This window comes from Candidatus Mycobacterium wuenschmannii (assembly GCF_030252325.1).
Taxonomy (GTDB): domain Bacteria; phylum Actinomycetota; class Actinomycetes; order Mycobacteriales; family Mycobacteriaceae; genus Mycobacterium; species Mycobacterium wuenschmannii.
The window spans coordinates 1,085,465-1,108,385 of sequence record NZ_CP126981.1 but is presented as its reverse complement, the minus strand read 5'-3'; the positions used below and the strand labels follow the sequence as shown (position 1 = coordinate 1,108,385).

Below are 22,921 nucleotides of genomic sequence, written 5' to 3'. Positions count from 1 at the left end.
GGTCCTTCCTCAGCCGCCTACCATGGCCAGGCCGCCGTCAACGGGAAGAAGTTGGCCGGTGATGAACCCGGCCCCGGGACTGGCCAGAAATACCAGGGCCGGCCCGAGATCTGTTGCGGGATCGCCGAGTTTGCCGCCCAGTGGAATGGACAACTTCATCTGCTGATCGATGTAAACGGCGACATCGGGTCCGAGGAAATCCCGCAGCCGATCCGCACCGGGAGTCTGTACGGCGGGGGCGAGCGCGTTCACGGTGACGCGCTCGGCACCCCAGGCCTTGGCGGCCGAGCGCGTCCAGGCCTGGACCGCGCCCTTGGTCGCGGCGTACACCGCGGCGATGGGGCTGCCCATCACCGCCTCGGCGGACCCGAAATTGATGATCTGACCGCCATTTTCGCGCATCACCGCGTACGCGGCCTGGTTTGTGAGGACCGTCGCCTTGATATTGGTCGCCAGCAGGAAATCGATCTCCTCGCTGCTGATCTGTCCCGGCACCCCCGGTTGCCACAGTCCGGCGGCGTTCACCAGTACGTCGAGGCCGCCCAACTCCTGCGCTGCGGCGGCGAACGCAGCGTCCACCGAGTCGGGGTCGCGGACATCGCACTGTAGCCACGTCACCGCCGGTGCGTTGTCCGCTGGAGTGGAGCGGTGATAGGTCGCGGCGAGCCGCGCGCCGGCCGCGTGCAGGACGCGCACCGCGGCCGCACCGATCCCGGTGGCCGCGCCGGTAACCAGTATTCGCCGGCCTTCCAGTAAGGGTTGCGGTACCGTCATGGCCGCGGAGTCTATCCGCCTGTCGACGACGAAGTCAGGTATCGGCCATGTATTCGATGCGGTTCGACATGCGCGCACCCGACTTCGGCGCGCCCGCGGTCGAGTTGTACGAAGCGGCCGTCGACATGTGCGAATGGGCGGAGACACGTGGCTGCATGGCAGCGGTCATCTGCGAGCACCACGGTTCGCCGGACGGGTATCTGCCGACCCCGCTGATACTCGGGAGTGCCATCGCCGCGCGAACGAAACAGCTGATGATGACGCTCATTGTCATCTTGCCGTTCTACGACCCGGTCAGGTTGGCCGAAGAGATCGCGGTCCTCGACCTGATCAGCAAAGGACGTGCGACGTACGTGTTCGGCCTCGGCTACCGGCCCGAGGAGTACGAGATGTTCGGGGTCGACCTCAAAGCGCGCGGGCGCATCGCCGACGACAAGCTCGACATGCTACGCCGGCTACTGGCCGGCGAGGTGGTAGAACGCGAGGGACGGCGAATCAGGTTGACGCCCTTGCCGTTAGCGCCGCAGGGGCCGCTGATGATGTGGGGTGGCGGAAGCAAGGCGGCAGCGCGGCGTGCGGGGCGCTACGGCCTGGGCTATCTCGCTCAGGGCGATGCGCCGGGATCACTGGAGGCCTACGAGGAGGCGTGCCGGGCACACGGCCACGAGCCCGGAATGACGCTGCTGCCCACCCGCGATACACCGAGCGTGTGTTTCGTCGCCCCGGATGTTGACACCGCGTGGCGAGAGATCGGTGCACACCTGCTGCACGATGCGCGCACCTACGCGGAATGGAACCCGGACAACGAGACCTCGGCGGGCATCGCCGATGTCCGCGACGTCGACGAACTGCGGGCGACCTCACGGACGCACCGAATCTTCGCCGCCGACGAAGCGGTAGCCCATGTCCGCAGTGGTGGCATGCTGACGCTCGCGCCGCTGTGCGGAGGCATCCCGCCCGACATCGCCTGGAAATACCTGCGCTACGTCGACGAGGCGGTCATGCCCGCGTTGCGCGGTGGGGCTGGCTAAAACGCCTCGGGATCCCGCTGGATCTCGACCGGCACCGGGTGCTGGTACAGCCGTGCGGCGTTCTCCCAGGTGAATTTTCGGATCAATTCGGCCGACAGGTCACCGATCTGCTCGTGCACGGTCTCCTGGGTGTGCGGCCAGGTCGAGTCGCAGTGCGGGTAATCGGCCTCGAGCATGATGTTGTCCGCCCCGATTCGTTCGTGCTGCACGAACGACGACTTGTCCTCGACGGCGCAGAACCAGAAGTTGCGGGTGAACACTTCGGCTGGGGTCAGGCCCTCCCCCAGCGCCGCCCACGTGCCATACATTTCGTGATAGCTCAGCATGTGGTCGAGCCGGTCCAATAGTCCTGCCACCCAACCGATTCCGCCCTCGGACAAGCAGATCTTCAGATCGGGGTACCGACTGGGCAGCCCGGAGTACAACCAGTCCACCGCCGCGGAAATGGCGTAGGCGAAGAACAGCACCCCCTGCACGTCCGGTGGGGCGTCATCGGTGGTCGACGGCGACGATCCAGACGAGCCGATGTGCAGGTTCACCACGGTCCCGGTCTCGGCGCACGCAGCCATCATCGGATCCCAGTGGCCCGAGTGGATACTCGGCAGCCCGAGCATCGACGGGTTCTCGCTAAAAGTGACTGCGTGAAAACCTCGTTGGGCATTCTCGCGGATCATCTGCGCGCCGAGCTGCGGGTCCAGCAGCCAGGGCAGCTGACAGGGAATGATGCGGCCCGGGTGCGAACCGGCCCACACGTCACGGTGCCAGTCGTTCCACGCCCGCACTGATGCCAGCGCCAGATCGCGGTCTTTGGTCACCTGCTGCAGTCGCTGGCCGGCGAAGCCCGGCAGGAAGGACGGAAAGTTCAACGACGCGTAGACGCCGTTGAGGTCCATGTCTTTGACTCGTTCGTCGATATCCCAGGCGCCCCTGCGCATTTCGTCGAAGCGCACCGGCTCGAATCCGTACTCCGACACGGGCCTGCCGACGACGGCGTTGAAGCCGACATTCGGCAACACCTGGTTGTCGTAGACCCAGGTCTGGCCACCATCGGCGGTTTCGACGACCTTCGGAGCGCGATCGGCGAACCGCTGCGGTAGCCGCCCGGTGAAGGTATCGGGCGGTTCGACGATGTGGTCGTCGACGGAGATCAGTGTGTAGCGGCGCGGCGCCCGAGGCGGATCGGGTAGGAATGTGACCGATCGGTCGTCTCCGGTTTTGGCCGTGGTGAAATTCAGGTTGGCGGCCAGATCGTCGATCGATTTCATCGCAACATGCTCAATTCAACACGGACTGATCGGCTTTAATGGTCAGGCGGGCCGCGCCCGCCCAATAGACGTCGGCCGCGCGTTCGATGAGCGATCGCTGCATGCCGGCCATGTCCGACCAATTCATCGGAGTGGGCTCCGTGCCGGTGAGCAGCACGTCGTACGCGAGTTTGCAGACCCGTTCGATGGACGCCGCGCGGTAGACGGCTTCTGCGAGGTTGCGGCCGGTGGCGATCACACCGTGGTTGGCCAGAATGGTGAGGTTGGCGGATCCGATGCTGTTCGCGAGATCGGCTGCGCGCGCGGCACTGTCGATCTCACCGTCGTACTCAGCGACGAGGCAAAGGTCGTCCAGGAACAACGAACCGGTCTGATGAACCAGTTCGGGAAGCCTGCCGAGGGCGGCGAGAACGCACACGTAGTAGGGATGGTTGTGGATGACCACACGTGCGTCGTCGCGGACACGGTGCAACTCGGTGTGAATGTGGATCGCCGGCGTCACGTCCCATCGTCCGCTGACTACCCGAGCGTCGGCGTCGACCACGCAGATGTCCGAAGCGGTGATCTCCTGCCACCACAACCCCCACGGGTTGACGAACATGTCCGTCTGCCCGTCCGGTTGCCAGGTGATGTGCCCGGCCAGATTCTCCGCGAATCCGATGCCCGCGAGGTGGCGGAAGGCGATCGCGAGCGACTGCTCGTCGGAGAGGTCGACGCCGATCGGCGGTACCACCGCCGGCGCCCACACTTCCAGTCCGCCTCGACGGGCGTCAGGGACGTTCATCATCGGCCTCCATCCTGGCGCGAATGTCCTCGCGAAGAACGCCTTTGGCGATCTTGCCGCCCGAGGATCGCGGCAACTCGTCGACCACGATGAGACGCTCGGGTAGCAATTCCTTGGAAATGCCCGCCGCTAGCAGGAATTCGATCAGCTCGGCCAACTCGACGGTTCCCCCACCGACGAGTTCGGCGTAGAGGCAGACCTTTTCGCCGAAGATAGGATCTGGCATCGCCACAGCCCCGGCGACCGCGACCGCCGGATGGGTGGTTGCGGCGTCCTCGACCTGAGCCGCGCTGATGTTCTTGCCGCCGCGCAAAATGAAGTCCGAGGTGCGACCGGTGACGCTTAGGTAGCCGTCGGCGTCGATCTCGCAGATGTCGCCCATCCGCATCCAGCCGTCGCGGGTGAACAGCGTGTCATGATCGGTGCCGCCGAGGTAGCCCAGACTCGTCGCCGGGCCACGGCATGCGGGTTGGCCGCGGCCGACGCCGGTCACGTCGCGATCGCCATCGAACAAGCGCACCGCCATCTCGGGCACGATCCGTCCCGCGGTGCGTAGCCGGCGTGACTGGGTGTCTTCCACCGTGGTGGCGCTGAGCAGGCCGGTTTCGTTAGAGCCGTAGAACTGCAGAATTGTTGCGCCGGTGAGCTTTTCGAACTCGGCCGCAGGGCGGTATGGCAGTGCTTCCCCGCCGGTGAAGACCACCCGCAGTGAACTCAAGTCATACTCGCGTGACGCGCTGTCGGCGATCAGCATCGTCAACTGTGTACTCACACAACACAACACGGTGACTCTGTGCTCGGCGATCGCCTCGCAGGTCGCACGGGCGCTGAAGCGGTCCAGGATGACAGCGCCGGCGCCGAGCAGGATCGGCGTCGTGTGGCTGGTCCAGAGTCCGAACCCGAACGGCGTGGGGATGACGGGTAGGAAGACGTCGTCGGGAGTGAGGCGTCCATTGGCGACCGCCTTCTGGTGGAAGTAATACCAGCGGTTCTGGGTGTGTACGACGCACTTGGGCAGCCCGGTCGTGCCCGACGTCGAGTTGATCAGAAACACGTCGTCGGATCCGAGCGTATGCGCCGTCGGCAGCGCCGCGGGGGCGGCTTCGAGGTCCAGGCGCAAACCGGCGGTCAGCACCACCGTGGGCACCGCGCCGGCGGCGGCCCGCACCGCGTCCCGGCCGCGAGGAACATCGCTGATCAGCAACTTCGGGTCTGAGCTCTGCAGTATCGCGGTGACCTCGCGGGTGCCGGCCCGCGCGCCGAGTCCGACGACGATCGCCCCGCACCGCTCGACGGCGACGAACAGGGCGTGAATGGCGGCGGAATCGCCATGCCACACCGCGACCCGATCACCGCGGACGATCCCCGCCCCCGACAATTGCTCCGCCAAAGCCGTTGTCGCCGCGTCGAATTCACGCCAGGTCAACGACGAGCCGTGGTGGTCGACGTAGGCGATGCGGTCGGGTCGTTGCTCGGCATTGCGCGCCGCCGCGCGAGACAACGTCAGGTCAGACCACCAGCCCGCCGCCCGATAGCGGGCGGCCTCCTCGTCGGTGAAAGCCGGCGAGCCCAGGCTATTCAGGCCGCCGACGCTCATCGTCCGATGATATGGGGCTGGGTTGCCTGCGTGACCGGCATTCGGCGATCAGCTCGGTTGGCGCAGCGGCAGATCGGCAGCACGGTAGATCGCATCGATCACCGTCATGTTCTCGATGGCGTCCTCGGGCGAGGTCGGCACCGGCTCGCCGCGCAGCACGGCGGCGGCGAACGCGTCGAGCTGGTAGGCATAAGACGGCCGGCGCGGGAAGTGTTCGACGCGCTTGCCTTCCGGCGTGCGGATGGCGAGCCGGTTGACGAGGTGCGGCGTCACCGGGTTGAACAGCCTCAACTCTCCCCGCTCGCCGACGATTCGGGCACTGGTCTCGAGCAGTCGCGCCGACCACATCGAGCACCGAACCTGACCGGTGTGCCCCGCGTCGAACGCGAGGTCAGCGGTCATCGCCCGGTCGATCTGCGGATCACGCAACTTGGCCCGGGCCGAGGTCACCGCGGGCGTCGATCCCCCGAACGTGCGAACCATGTGGACCGCATAGCAGCCGGCGTCCATCAGGGCACCGCCGGCGAGCGCGTAGTTGTAGCGGATGTCGGAGAATTTCGGCAGCGGAAAGCACAGCGACGCTTCGACGTGTGTCAGCTTGCCCAGTGCGCCCGAGGCGATGATCTGCTCGGCGCGCAGGGTGAGCGGGTGGTAGCGGTAGTGAAACGCCTCCATCGCCACCCGGTTCGTCGCCGACGCGCGCTCCGCGATCTCCCGAGCCTCGGCGGCGTTCGCGGTGAACGGCTTTTCGCACAACACATGCTTGCCCGCGTCCAGCGCGGCGCGGGTCCATGTGCCGTGCAGACCGTTCGGCAACGGGTTGTAGATCGCATCCAGCTCGGAATCGGCCACCAGCGCTTCGTAGGTGTCGTGCACGCGGGGGATCTCGTGTTTGGCGGCAAAAGCCCGGGCGCGGTCACCGTCGCGTGCGGCCACCGCCGCCACCACTACGGCGGGATTATCCTCGGCGGGTTTGATGAGCGCCGACGGAGCGATCCGCGCGGCGCCGAGAATGCCGATCCGTATAGGTTGTCCGCGTCCAGGCACGGACCGAAGCTAACACCTCGTCACAGGAGTGGCGTGTATCCGGCTGAGTTCTTCTCAGCGACTCCATCCCATTTATTAATGCCGCGCGCAGGGACGGCGCTTACCTTCGCTCTATGCCTGCGGTCGGAGTACCGGTGCAGTGGGTCTCGACGTTCTGGTCGCGATGTCATTGTGGCGCAACGACATATCCGTCGTCGCGGGGTCGGCCATGAGCACTGGATGTCAGCATTTCTCAAGTACTGCCCAAGGGAGAACACCATGATCCCGCTTCAGTCGCGACTGGAGGACGAGCTTCGCAATTGCGCCGTCGAGTTGCGGCAACTCGCGTACACGCTGCAGAACGGCGTCGGCGAACACGACCTGCTGCGGTTGTCCGAGCGGATGCGCGCCGCCGCTGACGAGGTTGTGCGCGGCAGCGCTTAATTACCTTGTGCGCCCGGCGGTTTCGCGGGGCGTCCCTCGCCGGTCAGGTACTTGGGGCAATACTCGCCGGCGGCTAACATCATGAACTTCGCTGCGCCGTTTCCAGTGAACGAGGGATTGCGCAGTTGAAGGTTCTTCTGGATGTCGGTGTCCGGTGTGCCTTTGTCGACCAACTGGCACACGTCCTTGGCGACCGCGACAGCTTGCGGCCCGTCTTGATAGGTCAAGCCGGCCGCAGTGAGTTGCTTGAGGAAATCGGCATCGTTGTTGGGGGGTGGGTCGGCGTACGCCGGCGCGGCCATGACGACCATGGCGGGGGCGCTGAGCAGCATCAGCAGACGTCTCATGAGGCCGAGTCTTCCAAATTGGAGACAACGCCGCAGCCTGCGCCGCGACATCTCGGCAGCGAATTGCGCAAGTTCAGCGAGCGTTCACGCGGACGTGGCTCACCCGACGCTTTCAGCGGCCGTCGGCCTGCTCGCGCTCGGCATCGGCGACCGTCAACGGCAGCGCCAACTCCTCGAGCGGGCGTTGTTCGGCGTTGATCCCGAGCCACAGTTCAACCAGACCCGCGATCGCCATGACTGCGGCGCCGATGAGGAACGACCACATCACCTGGCCGCGCTGGCCGGACTCGATCAGGTGCCCGAACAGCAGCGGTCCGCTGATGCCGCCGATTCCGGTGCCGACCGCGTAGAAAAATGCGATGGCCAGCGCCCGGGTCTCCATCGGGAAGATCTCGCTGACGGTCAGGTAGGCGGCGCTCGCACCGGCCGACGCGAGGAAGAAGGTGGCGGCGAGTACGGCGATGAGGGCCCAGACGCCCCCGCTCTGGGTGACGAACAGTACGGCGAGTAGCACCGCCACCGCGGCCGAGCCGACGTAGGACGCCGTGATCATCGGCTTCCGGCCGATGGTGTCGAAGAGCCGCCCGAGAACCAAGGGCCCGAAGAAGTTGCTCAGCGCCCACAACACATAGAACTGCGGAACCTTGGCCGGGTCCACGCCGTAGAAGCCGCTGAGCAGCGTGCCGAGATTGAACGTGACCCCGTTGTACAGAAACGCCTGCCCGATGAACAGGGCCAACCCCAGGACCGCTCGCCGCGGATAGAGCGTGAATGCGACACGAGCGATCTCGGTGAACGAAATCGTCTCGCGCTGGCGGACTTTCAGCGGTTGACCCTGCGGCTCCGGAAGCGGATGACCGATTTCGCGCTCGACCTCGGACTCGATGTCGCCGACAATCTCTTCGGCTTCTCGGTTGTGACCGTGAATGAACAACCAGCGCGGACTCTCCGGGATGTTGCGGCGCACGAGCAGGACGAATATGCCGAAGATGGCACCGATCCCGAACGCGAGGCGCCAGCCGATGTCTTCGGGAAAGTTCGACGTATCCAGGAGCAGGAGCGCCCCACCCGCGCCGGCCGCCGAGCCGAGCCAGTAGGTCCCGTTGATGATCAGATCCACGCGGCCCCGAACCCGCGCGGGAATCAACTCGTCGATCGCGGAGTTGATGGCGGCGTACTCGCCGCCGATGCCTGCACCGGTGAAGAACCGGGTCAAGAAGAAGTACCACGGCGCGAACGCGAAAGCCGTTGCGACAGTAGCGGTCAGATAGACCGCGAGCGTCAGGATGAAAAGATTGCGCCGTCCGAAGCGGTCCGTCAGATGGCCGAAGAACAGCGCGCCCAGACACGCCCCGGCGATGTAGAACGCTGCCGCGGTGCCGATATCCCCTGGGGTGAGGGCGATTCCGCTGCCATGTTCGGTGAGGCGCGACGACACGTTGCCGACCATCGTCACCTCGAGGCCGTCCAAAACCCACACCCCGCCGAGGCCGACGACGACGCGCCAGTGAAACCGCGACCACGGCAGCCGGTCCAAGCGGGCCGGCACGCGGGTGCTGATCGTTCCGGTCTGGGCGCTGCCGCTCATGCTGCTCCGTTCTCTTCCGTTGCCGCCAGTCTTGCAGCCTCGGCGCGCGGCCGGATCCGGTGCGCGGTGTTAGGTTCGATCGGCAAAGCGAAGGAGTTTGGTGTGGGCACGTTGGGCGTGGGTACGTATTTCTGGGGTTTGTTCGCGTTGATCGCGCTAGCGGTCGCATTGACCCTGCTGACGATCGGCACCATCTATGCGCGACGGCTGGAAAGCGAACCGAAACTGCCGTTCAGCGAGGAAATCGGCGCAGCACCGAAAGTCATCAAGAAATTGCGCAAACGCGAACCGATGACGTCCGAGGAGTTCGAGTACGCCCAGCGCATCGTGAGCATCCGCGGCAACCCGATGGCCTTCTGCATCCCCTTCACCCTGTTCGCGCTCTCGGTCTACTACGTGTTCGGGTGTCTCGAGTATCTCCAGGGAGCAACCCCGTCCGAGCGGAGCTTCATCGGCGTGATCCCCATGTTTACCTCCTCCAACCTGGCCATTCAGCTGTTGCGTGCGAGGAAGCTCAAGAGCCGTCTGCGCACCGCTGAGGTAGTGGCCTGAGGCCCCAGTTGCCCACGCTGCCGGGTGCGTGGGCGGGTGATAACGTTCCGCAAGTTGTAGTCGTTCCCGTTCTGTACTGGTAACGTCATAACGAACTCATATCAACCTGGTTGATATGTCGAGCCGACGTCGAGGTCGGTCGAAAAAGCGAGTTCCGGGGAAAACGTCGTTCCGAAAGGGTGATCGGGTGAGCCCTCGTCGAACCGTGCGGAGCGTCCTGTCGCGAACCTGGATGCCGCTGGTTTCCGTCATCGCCGTCAGCGTCGGCCTGCTGTGCATGTACAAGGTGCACCAGTTCTCGGAGCCGGAACCGGTGATCACCGTGAACGGCCCCCAGGCGCCGGAGCAGTTCAACGTCAAACGCCTCACCTATCAGGTGATCGGGCCGGTCGGCAAAAAGGGAAAGATCGTCTACGTCGACATCGAGGGACACCCGCATCCGGTCGATGTCACCTTCACCAAGGAACCCTGGACGCACGACGAGACCACCACGTTGACAGTGGCGTCGGGTGCCATCTCCGTGCACGTCCACGGCGGCCCGCTGCAATGCCGGATGCTGGTCAACGGCATGCTGCCGCCACCGCAGGCCGGCGTCCCCGAGGCCACGGACAATCATCCGGACGCTGACGTCGAGTGCCGGGTGAAGTCCGCGTGAGCGAGCACCGGCTGGACGAGCACCAGGTCAAGCGTCCGTTCCTGCCCCGCATGGTGCGTCGGTTCGCAATACCGATCATCTTCTTCTGGGGCTTCACCGCGGTCACGATGACGGCCTTCACACCCAAGGTGGAGGACGTCGCCGAAGAGCTTGCGGGCCCGATGGTTCCGCACTACGCGCCATCGCAGCGGGCGCTGCTGCACATCGGGGAGAAGTTCCACGAATCCAACTCGACGAACTTGAGCATGGTCGTCCTCGAGGCGCAGAACCGGAAGCTTGGCGACCAGGACCACGCTTACTACGACAAGTTGATGAAGCGCCTCGCGCACGACAACGGCCACGTTCAGTACGTGATGGACCTGTGGGGCAAATCGTTCACCGCGGCCGGGGCGCAGAGCGTCGACGGCAAGTGCACCTACGTGCTGCTACGGCTGTCCGGCGACATCGGGACGATCGAAGCCAACGATTCGGTCAACGCCGTCCGCGACATCGTCGAACACGGCGGCAAGGACAACAACACCCCTCCGCCCGGCCTCAAAGTGTTCGTCAGCGGTGCTGCCCCGCTGGCCGCGGACACGCTGAGCATCGCCAACGCCAGCCTGAACAACGTCACGATCGTGACGATCTTCCTCATCTTGGCGATGCTCATCATCGTCTACCGCTCCCCGCCGACGGTGCTGCCGGTATTGCTCGGCGTCCTCATCGAGATGCTCTTCGCCAAGGGACTCGTCTCGTTCCTCGGTCATCACGGATGGCTCGAGCTGTCCTCGTTCGCGGTGAACATCGTCATCGCGTTGACCCTGGGAGCGGGAACCGACTACGGCATCTTTCTCATGGGCCGCTATCACGAGGAACGGAACAAGGGCTACAGCCGCGAAGACGCCTTCTACATCGCCTACAAGGGTGTCTTGCCCATCGTCGTCGGTTCGGGGTTGACGATCGCCGGCGCCTGCTACTGCCTGACCTTCGCGCGGCTGAACTACTTCCACACCATGGGTCCGGCCGTGGCGATCACGATGCTGTTCACCATTGCCGCGGCAATGACGCTCGGCCCGGCGGTGTTGACGGTCGGCAGCCTGTTCGGGATGTTCGAACCGCGGCAGCACGACCGGGGGCACCTGTACCGGCGAATCGGCGCGAGCGTCGTGCGCTGGCCGGTGCCGATCCTGGTTGCCAGCTCGGCGATCGTGATGCTGGGCGCCATTTTCGTGCCGAGCTATCGGCAGAACTACGACGATCGTCAATATCAGCCGCGCGATGCGGCCGCCAACTTGGGCTTCCAGGCCGCCGATCGACACTTTCCGAAGAGCAAGCTGTTCTCCGAGATGCTGATGATCGAATCGGATCACGACATGCGTAACTCCGCGGACTTCATCTCTCTCGACCGGGTCAACAGGGCGCTGATTCGACTCAACGGGGTGGCGATGGTGCAAGGAATGACAAGGCCTTTGGGTCGCGCCCTCGAGCACGCCTCGATCCCCTATCTGTTCACCACTCAGGGAAGTGGTAACGGCGCGCAGTTGCCCTTCAACATCGAACAGAACAACAACACCGATCTGCAGGCTGAGATCCAGTCGCACTCCGTGGAGGTGCTGCGCAAGGAGATCACCTTCTTTCAGAAGGTCTCCGATGAACTGCACAAGACGGTGCTGACCATCGAAGATCTCGAGGCAGTCAGTAACGAGATCAACGACGACGTGTCGAATCTCGACGATTTCTTCCGCCCGATCAAAAGCTATTTCTTTTGGGAGAAGCATTGCTTCGACATCCCGATCTGCTGGACATTCCGATCCGTCTTCGCGACGGTGGACCAAATCGACCACCTCGCTGAAGACATCAAATACGCGCGGATCTCGCTGACGGAGGTGGACAAGACCTTCCCGAAGATCATCGAGCAGTTGAAAGCGACGGCGGACGACACCGAAGCCCTGAAGGCCAAGCTGGTCAACAGTTACGGGTCGGCGGATCTACAGTCCCAATCGACCCAGCAGACCTACGAGGACTCGATCAACGTCGGTAACGACTGGGACCAGTCGCGCAGTGATGACTTCTTCTACATCCCGCACGAGGGCTTCGACAACGAAGACGTCAAGACCGGTATGAAGCTGATGATGTCGCCGGACGGCAAGGCGGCGCGCTTCATCGTCACCCACGAGGGTGACGCGATGGGTCCCGAAGGCGTCGAGCACGTCGAGATGTTCCCCGACGCGATCAAGACGATGCTGAAGGAAACCTCGCTCGCCGGCGCCCGGGTCTACATCGGCGGTTCGGGCTCCAACGACAAGGACATCAAGCAGTACGCGATGTCCGATCTGCTCATTGCGGCGATAGCCGCGTTCGTGCTGATCTTTTTGATCATGATGTTTATTACGCGAAGTCTGGTGGCGGCCTTCGTGATTCCGGCCACCGTGGCGTTCTCCTACGCGGGCGCGTTCGGGCTGTCGATCCTGCTGTGGCAGCACCTGATCGGGCTGCCGCTGCACTGGTTGATCCTGCCGCTGACCTTCATCATCCTGGTGGCGGTCGGATCGGACTACAACCTGCTGCTGATCAACCGGGTCAAGGAAGAGCTGCACGGCGGACTGCACACCGGGCTGATCCGGGCTCTGGGCAGTACCGGAGGCGTCGTCACGTCGGCGGGATTGGTCTTCGCGTTCACGATGCTGGCCATGTTGACCAGCGATCTGAGGACGATCGGTCAGATGGGCTCGACCGTGTGCATCGGCCTGCTGCTCGACACGTTGATCGTCCGCTCGTTCGTTGTGCCGTCCATCCTTGCCATCCTCGGGCCGTGGTTCTGGTGGCCTACCGTGGTGCGCCGGCGACCGTCGGATCCGCTTCCCGTTAGCACCTAGTCGTCACCTGCTCGTAAGAATTGCTGGGCAGAATTAACGACTATGCCGACGCCATCCAGCCGGGTGCTCCAATTGCGGGCAGTCGATCTCACGAACCGCTTGCCGGGTTATCAACTCCGGGAGCATGGCGAAGGCGACGACGCGTGGAAGCGAGTAAAGACTCGGGTCGTCTCGGAATTGAGTCCCCACGAGGGCACTTTCCTACCCGAGGTGTGCACGGTGAAGTTCACCGATGGAACCGAGCGCTATTTCAATCCGAATGACCAGGTCGAAATTCGGCCCTGAACGCGTCAGGCGGGAATTGCGACGGCATAAAGACTGTGGGTGCCCTGTAGGCCTTTCAGTTCAGCTTCGCGGGGTGCGCACAGGTCGATATCGGCACGCGTGCCGACCGCCTCGCGGACCGCGTCGCTGACCAGGATTTCACCGCCACCCGCCTGCCCCGCGATGCGGGCGGCCATCGCGACGTTGCGCCCGAACAGGTCGTCCCCGCGCCGCACCGACGGCCCGATGTGGATGCCGATGCGAACGCGAATTCCACCCCACTGCTCGGCGTTCTCGAGCAGCGCCCGCTGCACGCCGATGCCGCACAGCACGGCTTCTCCGGGGTCGGCGAAGGCGATCATGAATCCGTCGCCTTGCGTCTTGATCACGTGCCCGCCGTGCTCGGCGACGAGTTTCTCGATGAGCCGGTTGTGGCGCTCCAGGACCTTCACCCAGTCTCGGTCGCCGAGTTCCTCGTTGTGGACCGTGGAGTCCTCGATGTCGGAGAAGGCGATCACCACGTCGCCGTCGGCGGTCAGCCGGGCCAGGTCGGGGCGTTCCACCTGCGCCCAGCCGGCAAGGTCCTCGATCGAGTTACGGACCGTGGCGCCAATGCCTTTGGTCATCAGTGAGTCGGCGGTTCGCCAGGCCGTCCGAATCGCGAAGGGCGCGAGTCCCGGGCGGCGCCGACGACGGCCGCTGCGGATCCGACGGCTGCGTTCAAGTTCCGCCCGCGACTCCTTGAGTTGGTGCCGCGAGACGATGAGCAGCACCCCGAGGGCGATGAGCCCACCGAGTTCGACGACGGCGATGCCGCTCGCGAGCAGGACAGCGCTCATCGACGGCCCGAGGATGATCTCACCGGACGATTATGACCGGCCGCATCTCCCACGCGGACGCCCGCGCCGTCTGTGCCATCTTCAGACGCGTCCCAGCTTCCTGACTTACCCTGCTTTTGTTGACAATCAGGAGGATTGACCAATGACACGTCCGCGTCTGCTGATCGCCGCGGGCGTAGGCCTGATCCTGTTGTCGTTGTTCGTCAACGTTCCCCTGCACGGCTACCTCGGTCTCACGGTGACCGCCGTGGTCTCGATGGCCCTGCTGATCGCCGGAGTGGCCGCCGTCGCGAACGGGGTGGTGCAGTTACGACGATTCTGATGCCGCGGGTCGATGCCGAGGGTCCTCAGGGGACTTGTTTCAGGCGCGACGATCTCGGCAATTCTCACCGCTCTCAGTGACCGCCGCGAGTCCGCGCTGACAGGAGGCAACAGTCGATGGCCGAGGACGATGTCGACGTGGTGGTCATCGGTGCCGGCCTGGCAGGCTTGCGCTGCGCCACGGTCATTGCTGCCGCCGGCCGCGACGTGCGGGTACTGGAGCAAGACGACGACGTCGGCGGCCGCGTTCGTACCGATGCCGTCGACGGCTTCCTCTGCGACCGCGGCTTTCAGGTGCTGAATCCGGCCTACCCGGAGTTGCCGCATGCTGTCGACGTCGACGCGCTCGATCTGCAGCCGTTCGGCGCCGGGGTTGCGGTACGACGGCAATCCAAGTCGGCCGTGCTGGCGCACCCGCTGCGGGAGCCGAAGCTGGTGCCGAAGATGTTGCTGTCCGGCGCCATTCGACCCGCGGACGTCGCCGCCGTAGCGCGCTGGGCCCTTCCCGCTCTGCGGCCGAGCGCGCTCAAGTCGCATGTGGGAGCCGACATCACGCTGAAGGCGGCCCTGGACAAGACGGGCCTCGGCGGCGAGTTGCGCCGGGTCATCGACCGCTTCCTGGCCGGTGTGCTGCTCGAAGACACCGGCAACAGTTCCAACGCGTTCGCCCTCCTGCTCGCTCGGGTGTTCCTGCTCGGTGTGCCGGCGCTGCCGGCGGCCGGCATGCAAGCGCTTCCGCGCCAGATGGCCAAGCCGCTGGTCGGGCGAATAAGCCTGAACCACAAGGTTTCTCGCATCGATCGCGATGGGGGTCGCTGGCTGGTATCGGGACCCGATACGGCGGTACGCGCGAGTGATGTCGTGGTGGCCGCGGACCCCACCACCTCGGCGGCGTTGACCGGTTCGGCCGCCTCGAGCACCCACGGCGTGGTCACCGACTGGTGGTCCGCCGAGATCGCCCCGACGTCGCGGCCGATGTTGTGGGTCGACGGACGCCGCCATGCGCAGGGTCCGGTCCTGAACACCGCGGTCATCAGCGCTGCGGCACCGAGCTACGCCCCACGGGGGCAACACTTGATCTCCGCGTCCGCACTGTTGGAGCCCGATGGGTCCGCGCCCGCGGAGACCGCCACGCGACGCCATGCCGCTGACATCATGGGTGGGGACGGGCGGCCGTGGAAGTTGCTGACACGCAATGTCATTCGTCACGCACTTCCTGCTCAGTCGGCGCCGTTGCGGGTGCGGCGGCCGGTCGCCGTCGGTGACGGGCTGTGGTGGTGCGGCGACCACCGCGACACCGCTTCGATCCAGGGTGCGCTCGTGAGCGGTCGACGAACGGCCAAGCAGATCCTGCGGTCGCGCCCCTGATCAGTTCCTGTCCGACCATCGGAACACCGCGAGGCAGGCGGCGAGACCACCGATTGTCCATGCGGTCAGCACCAGAAACGTGTGCCAGTGCTCCCAGTTGCCGGCCGGCTCGAACGCGGCCATCTGCGGCGGCAGAAGGACGGAACGGAAGCCTTGCGCCATCCACTTCACCGGAAACAAGGATCCGACGACCAACATCCAGCCCGGCAGCACCACCAGCGGAACGTAGGTGCCGGACACGAACTGCAGACCCACTGCCGGGCCGTTGGTGACGACGGCGGCCGCAACCGCGTTACTCGCCAGGTTGCTGATGAAGATGCCGAGCAACGAGCAACTGACGGTGCCCAGCAGGAACACCCAGATGAGCGTGAACCAGCCGAAAACCGTTGACGGCAGCCGAAGTTGAAAGAAAGCCAGCCCAACGGACACGAGCAGAACAGCCTCGGCGAGGCTGACGATTGCAACCAGGAAGATCTTTCCGATGAAGTACGACAGCGCGGTCGTGGGTGTCCCCCGCAGGCGCCGCAAGGCCCCGGTGTCGCGATCGGCTGCGATGCTGATGCCCAGGTTGATGAACGACGTCGACAAGATGCCGTAGGCGAGCATGCTCGCCGCGATCACCGCACCGGTACTGGTTTCGGTGTTGGGCAGTCGGGTCGAGAAGATCGACCCGAGCAGCACGCAGATGATCGCTGGCAACGAAAACGTCAGCACCACCTGCTCCGGGCGACGGTAGAACATTTTGAGTTCGGGGACGACCCGCGACAGGCCGATGCGGACCGGGGACGGCAGCGGTGGCGACGCCGGCGTGGCGGCGTGTCCGCCGCTCATCGCCGCATGCCGATCAGCTGTAGGTAGGCGTCCTCCAGAGACGGCCGAGAGACCGTCAGTTCGGCAAGCTCCGCACCGTCGCTGGACAGCTGCCTGATGAGGTCGGTCGGTCGATCGGTGTGCTCAGTACATATTTCGCCGCCGGCTCGCCAGCGGACTGTGGCAGCCGAACTCGCGTACCGGGTCAGGTTCCGTGGCGAGTCGAGCGCTACGACCCGGCCCGCGGCGATCACCGCGACGCGGTCCGCGAGCGCCGCCGCTTCCTCCAGATAGTGGGTGGTCAGCAGGATCGTCGTGCCGCCGCGGGCGAGCAGCCGGATCAGATCCCAAAAGCGCAGTCGCGCTTCGGGATCGAAGCCCGTCGTCGGCTCGTCCAGGAAGAGTAACTCGGGGCCGTTGATGATCCCGAGAGCGACATCGAGACGGCGTCGCTGCCCCCCGGACAGGGTCCGCACCTTCGATAGGGCAACCGACCCGAGGCCGACGAGCTCCAGCACCTCCTCGGGAATCTGTGCCGACCCATAGCATTTCGCGAACATCCGCACCGTCTCGAGGGCGGTCAGCATTCCGGCGTCGCTGACCTCCTGGAGCACAATCCCGATGCGGGCGCGCCAGTTCCGGCCCGCAGTGCCGGGGTCCTCGCCCAGCACGCTGACCTGACCTGAGTCACGCTTGCGGTGGCCCTCGAGGATCTCGATGGTGGTCGACTTGCCGGCCCCATTGGGGCCGAGGATTGCGAACACCTCGCCGTACTCGACATCGAGATCCACTCCGCGCACGGCTTGCAGCTGTCCGTACGCCTTGGCTAGACGGCGGACGCGCACCGCGGAATTCACGAATGCTTCTCGAGTTCGACCAGCATTTCGCGCAACTCGGCGTCGGACAGTTGATCGATCAGCCGGTCGACGTCGCCGACGGGTGGGACCGCACCTCCGCCGGTGACCGCCTCGGGTTCGGTGTCGGTCACCGGCAGGTCGGCAAGGATCTTGGCCGCCACCGAGTTGACGCTGACGCCGCGGAGCAGTTCGAGCAACGGCAGATCGATGGCGAACGTGGCGTTGATCCGCAGCCGGAAATCCATGGCCATCAATGAGTCCAGCCCGATTTCGTCGAGCGCGTCGTCGACGCCGATGTCGTCCGCTGCGATCTCGAAGACCGCGGCGGCGATCCGCCGAACATGCCCCACCACGATCTCGAGCCGGTCCGCGGCGGGGCACCCCGACAGCATGTCGAGCATCGAGGTATCGGAAGTGTCTGCATCAGAGGCGATTTCGACATTGCCGAGTTCGGAGAACATCGGCGGCAGTTGCCCGCCGAGGCCCGCGCGCCGGGCCTGTATCCAGTCGGCACTGATCGCGATCACATTCGCGACCCTCTGGTTGATCAGTCGATCGAGTACGCGGCCGCCCGAGGCGGGGGTGATGAGCTCGATCCCACGCTGGGCGTAGATCTTCTCCAGCTTGAGTTCCTCGACCATCCCCACCGACCACGGCCCCCAGCCGATGGTGAGCGCCGGGAGCCCCAGCGACTGCCGGTAGTGCGCGAAGGCGTCGAGAGCGGCGTTGGCGGCGGCGTAGTTGCCTTGACCGGGAGACGCGATCACCGACCCCGCCGACCCGAACATGACGAAGAATTCCAGCTCCGTCTCCCGGAACACGTTGTGCAGCACGCGGGCACCCTCGATCTTCGGGGCCATCACCGTGGCGAAATCCTCCTCGGTCATATTCACCAGCAGCCGGTCGTCGACAGATCCGGCCGCGTGAATGATGCCGCGCACCGGGCCGCCGCCTCCTCGGACGTGCTCTGCCAGCCAGCCGGCGACTCGCTCGGGATCGGTGATATCGACGCTGGCGGTCGATACCCGCACACCGCGACGCTCGATGTTGCGGATGGCGTTGACAAGCGCGTGGTGCCGGTGGTCGTCGGCCAGCTGTGACCACTGCTCGCGGGATGGAAGCTCACTGCGCGACAGCAGCGCGATCTGGCGCGCGCCGTGTTCGGCCAGGAAGGTGGCCACGACGCGGCCGAGGGCACCCGCTCCGCCCGTCACCACGTAGGTTCCGTCGGGCGTCAGCTTGGTGGGGAACGGCGGGGTCAGGCCAGTGGCCGGGCGAACCCGCGGAACGAACACCACGTCGTCGCGAACGGCGATCTGGTCCTCGGGGTCGCCGCCCAGAATGTGTTCGCACACAAGAGATGCGGTCTGTGCGCGGTCGTCCGCTGGGTTGATGTCGATCAGCCCGCCCCACCGACTGGCGAACTCTTGGTGGCCGATCACACGCCCGAGACCCCAGACGGCGGCTTGCGCGACGGCGGTGCATCCGGTGCCTGGCGCGGGCTGCGCCTGGGCGGTGAGCACATACAGCCGCGGCGCCGCGCTGTCATGTTCGGCGAAGGCTTGCACCACGTGTAGAAGGGTGGGAACCCCGAGCCGGTCGTTGACGTCATCGGCATCGACGTCCAGCGGCCAGCAGTTGACGACGCCGGCGAGCGCACCGTCGGTGTCGAGTTGGGCGGCGATGAGCTGACGGAGTTGCTCGGGCCGCCGCGGATCGACCGCGTAGCCGCCGTCGATCTTGGTCAACTCGTCGACACGCTGATGGAGTACGGCCCGGACCCGATGGCCGCTGCGGCGAAATTGGTCGGCCAGCGCCGACCCCACCCCGCCGGTGTCGTGAAAGATGAGCCAGGACCGTGGTTCCGCTGTCGCCGACTCCCCCGCCTCTCGCGATTCGGTCGTGCGCCCGGAGTGTGGGACCCATTGAATCTCGTAGAGGCCCTTGTCCACCCGCTCGGGCGACATCCGCGATGTGGCGCTCAATGTTTGCAGGGTGAAACCCGTGAACAAGGCGAGCGTGTCGCCCTCGCTGCCGAGGACCGCGATGTCGGCTTCGATCTCGTCCCTGGTCGCCGACACCACCGAGATCTGAGCGGTCATCTGCTGCTCGGGGGCGCGGTAGATCGCGCTGCGCTGGATCCTGGTGGGCAGGTAGGCGTCGTCCTCGGATTCGCGCCCGAGAAGCGTTGTGCCGATCAGCGTTTGAAAGGCACCGTCGATCAGCGCCGGGTGGAATCGGTAACGATCGACGTCGTCGGCGATGCCCGCCGGGATTGCGAGATCCGCGGTGGCCCAACCGTCTCCGGACGTGATGGCGCCAATGGTCTGAAATGCATGGCCGTAGTCGAATCCGACCGCGTGCGCGCGGGTGTAGAACTCGTCGTGGTCGATCGTCGTGACGGCCTTCGCATGACGGGGGGCAGCGGGTTGCCGCGCCGCTCGTCCAAGTGTATTGAGTTCGGCGGTAGCGGTGATCGTCCACTTGACGTCTCCCCCGGCGGTCGCGGTGAACGCGGCGAACTCCAACGCTCCGGTGTCCCGATTGAGGGTAGTCCGCAGGACCGGGTCGCAGGTGTCATCGAGGATGACCGCACGCAGCAACGCCAGGTTGTCCACGCTGTACTGCGCGGAGCCGTAGGTGGCATCGGCTGCCGCCAGGGCCATTTCGATGTACGCCGCGCCGGGCAGCAGCGTGCTCCCCTGCACTTGATGGTCCGCCAGGAAGGGCATGGTCGCGCTGCTCAATTCGACTTCCCAGGCCGGGTGGACTCCGCTCACCGGTTGCCCCAATAGCGGGTGCACGGGGTGGTAGTGCAGGTCCTCGGCGGCTTCCTGCGTTTCGTTCCAGTACCGCTTGGATTGCCACGGGTAGGACGGAAGTTTGACCAGACGCGCGCCGTCTCGCGGGTACAACGCCTCCCACCGGATCGGCTGCCCGTGACAGTGCAGTGCCCCAACGCAATTCATCAGGGTGCGACCGTCGTCCTCGTTGCGTCTCTGGGTGGCCGACACCACGACCTCGGTGTCGTGGGTACCCGCGATTTCGAACAGCGACGCGGCCAGGACTGGGTGCGGTCCGAGTTCGACGAAGTGCGTGTAGCCGTCGTCAAGCATCCGGCGGGCCGCTGGCTCGAAAAGAACCGTGGCGCGGGCATTTTGCCACCAATACGCCGCTCCGTCTGCGTAGCTGTCCAATCGCTCGCCGGTGACGGTCGAATACAGCGGAATGGTTGCAGGGCTGGAGGCCAGCTCCGAGAACGCCTGCAGGAGGTCGGTTTTGATGGTGTCCATGTAGTGGGTGTGATACGGGACCGACCCGTTGAGAAACCGGTTGAACACCTGGGATTCGTCGAGCTGGCGGGCGATGTCGTCGAGGGCGTCGCTGTCGCCGGCGATGGTCACCGTCGACGGGCCGTTGATTGCTGCGATCGATACCCGCTGTCCGACGACGTCACGCGTGGCGGCGTCGATCTTTTGCATGAACGCCTCGGCGCTGAGGCCGACCGCAAGCAGGCGACCCAGCCCACTGGTGCGCTGCTGCAGCCGGCTCCGGTGGTAGACCACATGTATCGCTTGCTCGAAGCTGAGGACTCCTGCCAGATAGTGGGCGGCGACTTCGCCCGCGCTGTGGCCGATCACCGCGTCCGGTGTGACGCCGAAATGCTTCAGCTGTTCGGCGAGCGCGACCTGAATGGCGAAGTTCGCCGGTTGCGCGATTTCGGTTTCGCCCATCCGCGAACGTGATTCATCAGCCCGAAGCTCGCCGAGCAGCGACCAGTCGGCATACCGTGACAGCTCTCGGTCGCTGCGCAGGATGCTTGCGGTAAAGGTGGGATACACGTCGAGTAGCTCGCGGCACATCCGCCACCACTGCGGACCCATCCCCGTGCACACGAACGCCAACTTGGGCGCCGCCGTGCCGGTTCGGCTCGCCGAGATCTGACCAGCATCGGCGAGGGCCCGGAGTTGTTCTCGCGCATCGGAAATACTCTCCGCGACCAGGGTGCGACGGTAGCTCAGCTGTGCGCGGCGCCGGCTCAGCGTGTAGCCGAGATCGGGCAGCGCGAGGTCCCGGTGACCGTCGATGTGGTCGGCCAACCGTCTGGCGGTCGCCACCAGAGCCTCCTCGGACCGCGCCGAGATCGGCAGGAGCGCCAGCGGCGGCCGGCCGTCGTGGTGCAAGCCATTGGTCTCGGGTCGAGTGGGTGGCTCGGCGAGCACCACGTGCGCATTCGTGCCGCCGAAGCCGAACGAGTTGACGCCTGCGATTCGTCGGTGCGTTTCGGGGAACGGGCGGCCGATTCGCGGAATGTCGATGTTCAACTCCGCCAGCGGAATCTGGTCGCTCGGGTTGGTGAGGTGCAGATTCGCCGGGATGAATCCGTGTTTGAGCACCAGCGCAGCTTTGATCAACCCTGCCACGCCGGCGCCGGCCTCGAGGTGGCCGATGTTCGTCTTCGCCGATCCGATCAGCAAGGGGCTGTTCGTGGGCCGGCCGGTAGCCAGGGCTTTGGCGAGCGCCGCGACCTCGACGGGGTCGCCGACAGGTGTGCCGGTGCCGTGGGCCTCGACGTAGCCGACGTCGTGGGGGTGCACGCCGGCCCGGCGTAAGGCTGTGGTTATCGCGGCCTCCTGGGCCTGCGCGCTCGGGACGGTGATGCCGTCGGTGCGACCGTCCTGGGATACCGCGGTTCCAAGGATCTGCGCATAGACGTCGTCGCCGTCGCGCAGGGCCTGCTCGAGCGGCTTGATCACGACGACGGCCCCGCCCTCACCCCGCGCGTAACCGTCGGCGGATTGATCGAAAGCCTTACATCGGCCGTCGGGTGCCAGGAATCCGCTCTTGGATTCGGCGATCGCGGTATTGGGACCGATCATGATGTTGACGCCGCCGGCAAGGGCCAGATCGCACTCACCGTTCCAAATGCTCAGCGCCGCAAGGTGTACCGCGACCAGCGAGCTGGAGCATGCCGTATCGATGGTCATGCTGGGTCCGCGGAAATCGAAGGAGAAGGAAATGCGGTTCGCCAGCATCGTCATCATCATCCCGGTGGCGGAGTGGGTCTTGAAGCGATAACGGCTGGTGCGGCCCTGGTTCTGCAGCAGTTGGTAGTCGAGGGTGAAACCGCCGACAAAAACACCGACGTCGGTGCCGGCCAGGCTCTCCGCTGCTATCCCGCCGTCCTCGAGGGCCTCCCAGGTGGTGCGCAGCAGGAGTCGCTGCTGCGGATCCACCAGGTTGGCCTCGCGAGGTGAGATGCCGAAGAATTGCGGGTCGAATTGATCTATCTCGTCGAGGAATCCACCCCGGCGAGTGACCATCTTCCCGACCTTCTTCGGGTTCGGATCGTGGTATTTGTCGGCGTTCCAACGCGTTTCGGGAACCTCCCGGGTGGCGTCCGTGCCACTGCGCAGCAACTCCCAGTAGCTGTTCGCGGTGTGGGCCGCGCCCGGAAGGTGGCAGCCGATCCCGACGATGGCGAGGGGCTTGTTGGTCTCGTATTCAGTGAAAGTGTTCATCGATTCGACCTAACGACCTGTA

The 22,921-nt window shown here is 65.3% G+C and carries 19 protein-coding genes; 8 read left to right on the top strand and 11 right to left on the bottom strand.

Annotated elements, in window-relative coordinates; all coding sequences use genetic code 11:
• Window positions 1-9: 9 nt before the first annotated feature.
• Window positions 10-774 carry an SDR family NAD(P)-dependent oxidoreductase gene (locus tag PT015_RS05375; RefSeq protein ID WP_285189372.1) on the bottom strand — a complete coding sequence of 255 codons (765 nt, stop codon included), beginning with the start codon at window positions 772-774 and terminating at the stop codon, window positions 10-12.
• A gap of 47 nt (window positions 775-821) precedes the next feature.
• Between PT015_RS05375 and PT015_RS05370 the strand changes: the two genes are divergently transcribed.
• Window positions 822-1,805, top strand: a complete 984-nt coding sequence (locus PT015_RS05370; protein ID WP_285189371.1) for an LLM class flavin-dependent oxidoreductase — start codon at window positions 822-824, stop codon at window positions 1,803-1,805.
• On the opposite strand, the gene PT015_RS05365 is transcribed toward PT015_RS05370, so the two are convergent.
• The 4 genes from PT015_RS05365 to PT015_RS05350 are packed head-to-tail and all read right to left on the bottom strand — an operon-like array spanning window position 1,802 to window position 6,498.
• Entirely contained in the window at window positions 1,802-3,070 is a 1,269-nt protein-coding gene (locus tag PT015_RS05365; protein ID WP_285189369.1) for an amidohydrolase family protein, read from the bottom strand. The genes PT015_RS05370 and PT015_RS05365 overlap by 4 nt on opposite strands.
• A gap of 10 nt (window positions 3,071-3,080) precedes the next feature.
• Complete coding sequence (locus PT015_RS05360; RefSeq protein WP_285189368.1) at window positions 3,081-3,854, bottom strand: class II aldolase/adducin family protein; 774 nt, start codon at window positions 3,852-3,854, stop codon at window positions 3,081-3,083.
• Window positions 3,841-5,451, bottom strand: a complete 1,611-nt coding sequence (locus PT015_RS05355; protein ID WP_285189366.1) for a class I adenylate-forming enzyme family protein — start codon at window positions 5,449-5,451, stop codon at window positions 3,841-3,843. Before PT015_RS05355 ends, PT015_RS05360 begins: the two co-directional genes overlap by 14 nt.
• 48 nt (window positions 5,452-5,499) lie before the next feature.
• Window positions 5,500-6,498: a Gfo/Idh/MocA family protein gene (locus tag PT015_RS05350; protein ID WP_285189365.1), complete on the bottom strand. Its 999-nt coding sequence runs from the start codon at window positions 6,496-6,498 to the stop codon at window positions 5,500-5,502.
• A gap of 258 nt (window positions 6,499-6,756) precedes the next feature.
• Between PT015_RS05350 and PT015_RS05345 the strand changes: the two genes are divergently transcribed.
• Complete coding sequence (locus PT015_RS05345; RefSeq protein WP_285189363.1) at window positions 6,757-6,921, top strand: hypothetical protein; 165 nt, start codon at window positions 6,757-6,759, stop codon at window positions 6,919-6,921.
• On the opposite strand, the gene PT015_RS05340 is transcribed toward PT015_RS05345, so the two are convergent.
• Window positions 6,918-7,268 (bottom strand): DUF732 domain-containing protein, encoded by a 351-nt coding sequence (locus tag PT015_RS05340; RefSeq protein WP_285189361.1) that lies wholly within the window; start codon window positions 7,266-7,268, stop codon window positions 6,918-6,920. The genes PT015_RS05345 and PT015_RS05340 overlap by 4 nt on opposite strands.
• A 112-nt stretch (window positions 7,269-7,380) precedes the next feature.
• Window positions 7,381-8,856: an MFS transporter gene (locus PT015_RS05335; protein ID WP_285189360.1), complete on the bottom strand. Its 1,476-nt coding sequence runs from the start codon at window positions 8,854-8,856 to the stop codon at window positions 7,381-7,383.
• 102 nt (window positions 8,857-8,958) lie between these two features.
• On the opposite strand from PT015_RS05335, the gene PT015_RS05330 reads away from it, so the two are divergent.
• From PT015_RS05330 to PT015_RS05315, 4 genes are all read left to right on the top strand, one after another.
• The gene (locus PT015_RS05330) at window positions 8,959-9,408 is read left to right on the top strand and encodes a hypothetical protein (RefSeq protein ID WP_285189359.1); all 450 of its coding nucleotides are present in this window, start codon (window positions 8,959-8,961) and stop codon (window positions 9,406-9,408) included.
• 232 nt (window positions 9,409-9,640) lie between these two features.
• Window positions 9,641-10,063: an MmpS family transport accessory protein gene (locus PT015_RS05325; RefSeq protein ID WP_285190939.1), complete on the top strand. Its 423-nt coding sequence runs from the start codon at window positions 9,641-9,643 to the stop codon at window positions 10,061-10,063.
• 50 nt (window positions 10,064-10,113) lie between these two features.
• On the top strand, window positions 10,114-12,918 hold the full coding sequence (locus PT015_RS05320) for an MMPL/RND family transporter (RefSeq protein WP_285190938.1): 2,805 nt from the start codon (window positions 10,114-10,116) through the stop codon (window positions 12,916-12,918).
• Window positions 12,919-12,960: 42 nt separating this feature from the next.
• Entirely contained in the window at window positions 12,961-13,203 is a 243-nt protein-coding gene (locus PT015_RS05315) for a hypothetical protein (RefSeq protein WP_285189358.1), read from the top strand.
• A 5-nt stretch (window positions 13,204-13,208) separates the two neighbouring features.
• On the opposite strand, the gene PT015_RS05310 is transcribed toward PT015_RS05315, so the two are convergent.
• Window positions 13,209-14,021 (bottom strand): adenylate/guanylate cyclase domain-containing protein, encoded by an 813-nt coding sequence (locus PT015_RS05310; protein ID WP_285189357.1) that lies wholly within the window; start codon window positions 14,019-14,021, stop codon window positions 13,209-13,211.
• Window positions 14,022-14,163: 142 nt separating this feature from the next.
• Here PT015_RS05310 and PT015_RS05305 point away from each other — a divergent pair, with 142 nt between their 5' ends.
• Window positions 14,164-14,343: a hypothetical protein gene (locus PT015_RS05305; RefSeq protein ID WP_285189356.1), complete on the top strand. Its 180-nt coding sequence runs from the start codon at window positions 14,164-14,166 to the stop codon at window positions 14,341-14,343.
• A 116-nt stretch (window positions 14,344-14,459) separates the two neighbouring features.
• Window positions 14,460-15,710, top strand: coding sequence for an FAD-dependent oxidoreductase (locus PT015_RS05300; protein WP_285189355.1), 1,251 nt, complete (start codon window positions 14,460-14,462; stop codon window positions 15,708-15,710).
• On the opposite strand, the gene PT015_RS05295 is transcribed toward PT015_RS05300, so the two are convergent.
• From PT015_RS05295 to PT015_RS05285, 3 genes are read right to left on the bottom strand one after another with little or no spacing between them, the layout of a single operon-like run.
• A complete protein-coding gene (locus tag PT015_RS05295) occupies window positions 15,711-16,541 on the bottom strand; it encodes an ABC transporter permease (protein ID WP_285189354.1) in 831 nt (276 codons plus the stop codon).
• On the bottom strand, window positions 16,538-17,377 hold the full coding sequence (locus PT015_RS05290) for an ABC transporter ATP-binding protein (protein WP_285189353.1): 840 nt from the start codon (window positions 17,375-17,377) through the stop codon (window positions 16,538-16,540). The genes PT015_RS05295 and PT015_RS05290 overlap by 4 nt, the downstream gene beginning before the upstream one ends.
• Window positions 17,374-22,899, bottom strand: a complete 5,526-nt coding sequence (locus tag PT015_RS05285) for a type I polyketide synthase (RefSeq protein WP_285189351.1) — start codon at window positions 22,897-22,899, stop codon at window positions 17,374-17,376. Before PT015_RS05285 ends, PT015_RS05290 begins: the two co-directional genes overlap by 4 nt.
• Window positions 22,900-22,921: the final 22 nt, after the last annotated feature.